We start from the raw sequence: 3,502 nt of genomic DNA on the forward strand, positions 1-3,502 counted from the left end.
AACCTGATCCGGATGATGATCCATCTGATAAAGATAAAGATAAAAGAAAAGAAGATAAAAAAGATGACAAAAAAGAAGAATCAAAAGGTTTACTTTGTGATTTTTTTCCAGACATTTTAGCCTGTGACAAAATGGGCAAGCCTGAAGAGGGAATGTTTGATGCTATAAGTATTCCTCAAACTACCGATGATAGGACATGGTCGTCAGACGATTTCCTACCGCCAAATGGCGTTTGTCCTCAACCCAAAAGTTTCAACATTTGGGGAAAACCGGTACAAATCAGCTATGAACCGCTTTGCGTTTTCATGGAAAAAGTCCGTTTTGCTGTTCTGCTCGGATTTATTATCATGTCCGCGTTTATTGTTTTCGGATCGTTGAGGAAATAAGAGGTACTTATGCCATTACTTGCAGGTCTTATACCTTTATTGGCCATTTTGCTCAAAATGCTAATTGTCAGAATAATTATTGCTACTGGCATGACGTTTGTAACATATGCAGGCTATATTATTGCGCTAAATAAATTTAAAGATTACACCTTGAATGCCATAAATTCCATGCCGTCTGATATTCTTAATTTACTTTTAATCGGTGGTTTTGGCCAAGGCCTCGGTTATTTATTCGGCGCATTCAGCTTTTATATTGGAATGAATACATTAAATAAATTAACTTTTATTATGCCAAGGTAGCGTTATGATTTATTTGTTTACAGGGAACATGGGGACTGGCAAAACTTCACGCGTCGTGTCCATGATTTTGAACAACGAAGACGGCTTATTTAAAATGAAGCTTGAAGACGGTACGGAAGTCGATCGTCCGCTTTATTTCTGCCATATCGATGGCTTGGATAAACGTAAATTTAACGCCCACGAACTCACTGAAGAAGAAATTATGTCTGCGCCTCTACGGGATATTATTCCAACCGGTGCAGTCTTGATTGTTGATGAAGCGCACTATACCTATCCTGTTCGCGCTGCCGGTCGCCCTGTTCCGCCTTATATTCAAGAATTAACCGAACTTCGTCACCACGGCCATACGGTTATTTTGATGACCCAACACCCAAGTCAGCTTGACGTATTTGTACGCAATCTTGTTTCAAAACATACCCACCTTGAACGCAAAGCCGTGGGTATGAAACAGTATTCTTGGTATAAGTGTGTAACGAGCCTGGATAATCCCGCCGGTGTTACAGGCGTTGAATCTTCAAGCTGGAAGCCGCCAAAAGAAGCGTTTAAATATTACAAATCATCCAGCCAGCATCAGAAGTTTAAAAAGAATATTCCGCTTGCTGTTTGGGCTTTAGTAGCTATTTTTGCCTTTATGGCTTGGAAAGGTTACAACGTCTATCAGATTTATAAACAAGGTAGCGGCCAAGTTGAAGAAGTTCAATCTGTTTCTGATTCCTCTGCAAGTGAACCGCAGGCAATCAATGAAACTGATCAACATAAAAGTCCACAAGATATAAATTCAAATCTTAAGCCTGAAGATTTTGTACCTACTCTAGCCGAAAAACCTGAAAGTAAACCAATTTATGACAATGTAAGACAAGTTAAAACTTTTGAATATATCGCCGGTTGTGTTGAAGGTGGTAATAGTGGCTGTACTTGTTATAGCGCACAAGGAACGCCGCTAAAAGAAGTTACTAAAGCCATGTGCAAGGATTACGTGAAAAACGGCCTTCCTTTCAATCCCTATAAGGATGAACAGCACACCGTACAACAGCCACAAACAACACCGCAGACAGCCTACGCACCTGAAAATGGACAAGTGCTTACAATGGGCGGTAAAAGCCCTCAAAACCTGATGTATGACGGCTATGTTGAAGCAGGCGAAAAAACAGGATTCCAAAACGGTGCAAAGGTCGGCAGTTAAGAGATATTTATTTAATTGTTGATGTAGCCTAAGCGGAATCAACGGTTAAATAAATATCAACGGGGTGCGGGAACTCCTGCCTTTTTGAAATTGGGTAAATTAAATTGAAACCTGTAAATCGTTTTAATTAAGGCGGTTTACAGGTTTTTGTTTAAGCGCAAAACAAAAGCCTGGGCGGTTTAGACAGTATAACGGCCAAAGTTAAAAACTGAAGAAAAGATATGCCGAACCGTCTAATTACCTTAAAGATTGAATATCATCATAGCCATTGAAGGCTGAATAAATAAGGAAAATGAAATGAATGTAATAGGTTTAGACGTATCAAAAGACACCATAGACGCAACATTGATTACAACTAAAGGAAGCAAAGACTATATAAAAATATCCAATAGTACAGAAGGATTTGAGAATCTGATTAATTGGATAAAAACAAAAAGAATCAGAAAAATTGCCATAAGTATGGAAGCAACAGGCATTTACTACGAACAGGCGGCAGAATATTTGAGCGCGCTATATACGATCTTTGTCATTAATCCCTTAAAAATTAAAGAATACGCAAAAAGTCAGTTTAGCCATACCAAAACAGACAAAGCAGATTCAAAACTTATCGCCGAATTTGCAAACCGACACTTAGACAAACTGACACCGTTTAGGCCGTCTGAAAATCCCATACTCTATAAGCTGGTTAATCTGCTACAACAACTAAAAGAACAGCAAAAAGAAACACTAAACAGGTTGCATACCGCAAAAGACATCTACATAAAATCAACCCATGAAGCAATCATAGAACTGCTTGAAGAAAAAATAGATCAGACATCAAAGCGGATAGAAGGCATGATAAAGCAGAAAGAAAGCCTAAATATCGAATATCAAAACCTGCAAACCATTCCGGCAATAGGAAAAGAAACCGCAGTGATTCTACTAAGACACCTGACAGATAAAAATTTTGAAACAGCGAATAAATTTGTAGCCTTTGCGGGTCTAAGTCCAAAAATTGAACAATCAGGGACAAGTGTCAATAAAAAAGGCAGATTAAGCCGATACGGACACCGCCAATTAAAACGCGCCTTGTTCATGCCTGCCCTTGTTGCCTACCGCATGAATGTATTTCCTCAACTTGTCAGAAATTTGGAGGCGGCAAAAAAGCCTAAGATGATAATCATCGTTGCACTAATGCGGAAATTGGCAAAAATCGCCTTTTATATACACAAGACTAAAAAGCCGTTTGATAAAGCGCGACATCAGACGGTTTAACTAATTTATACAAAACAAAACGGCTGTAAAAACAGCCGTTCTTTGTCGTTTCTATTGAAAATGCAATAACTAAATATTCATTAAAAACATAAAGATAAGAAATTAACTTATTTTAATAATTGACATGCCAATATATCATCTTTTCTATAAGAAAGATTACCATGAGCGACACGCAACTGACCCAAGAAGAACGATACCACATTCAAGACCTGTCCTGCCACCACACCATCATCGAATGACACTCCATCACAATGCCGTTTACCGCAATTTTCTCCTAAATAAAAGTAACGGCGACACTCTGTGGCAACATCTCAGAATATGCAGCAAATCCTACTTCAAACGATACGGTAGCATATGACTCTGAGGCAGAATGCACGAT

Annotated in this window: 4 protein-coding genes and 1 pseudogene; all 5 read left to right on the forward strand. The window is 38.7% G+C overall.

What is annotated here, in order from left to right; translation table 11 throughout:
* On the forward strand, positions 1-386 hold a 386-nt coding region (locus ACTHS3_RS10800; protein WP_440367943.1), incomplete at its 5' end, for an IgG-binding virulence factor TspB family protein.
* 9 nt (positions 387-395) lie between these two features.
* The gene (locus ACTHS3_RS10805; protein WP_063068743.1) at positions 396-686 is read left to right on the forward strand and encodes a DUF2523 domain-containing protein; all 291 of its coding nucleotides are present in this window, start codon (positions 396-398) and stop codon (positions 684-686) included.
* 4 nt (positions 687-690) lie between these two features.
* On the forward strand, positions 691-1,869 hold the full coding sequence (locus ACTHS3_RS10810; RefSeq protein ID WP_440367944.1) for a zonular occludens toxin domain-containing protein: 1,179 nt from the start codon (positions 691-693) through the stop codon (positions 1,867-1,869).
* 297 nt (positions 1,870-2,166) lie between these two features.
* Positions 2,167-3,123 (forward strand): IS110 family transposase, encoded by a 957-nt coding sequence (locus ACTHS3_RS10815; protein WP_440367945.1) that lies wholly within the window; start codon positions 2,167-2,169, stop codon positions 3,121-3,123.
* A gap of 226 nt (positions 3,124-3,349) precedes the next feature.
* Positions 3,350-3,475 (forward strand): annotated as a pseudogene (locus ACTHS3_RS10820) (IS30 family transposase); the annotation flags it as partial.
* Positions 3,476-3,502 lie beyond the last annotated feature (27 nt).

It is taken from the genome of Neisseria sp. P0009.S007, assembly GCF_051962515.1.

Excerpts from the sequence above, each read along its gene's own strand:
- ACTHS3_RS10805 (WP_063068743.1), top strand. The coding sequence starts at position 396 with ATGCCATTACTTGCAGGTCTTATACCTTTATTGGCCATTTTGCTCAAA.
- ACTHS3_RS10810 (WP_440367944.1), top strand. The coding sequence starts at position 691 with ATGATTTATTTGTTTACAGGGAACATGGGGACTGGCAAAACTTCACGC.
- ACTHS3_RS10815 (WP_440367945.1), top strand. The coding sequence starts at position 2,167 with ATGAATGTAATAGGTTTAGACGTATCAAAAGACACCATAGACGCAACA.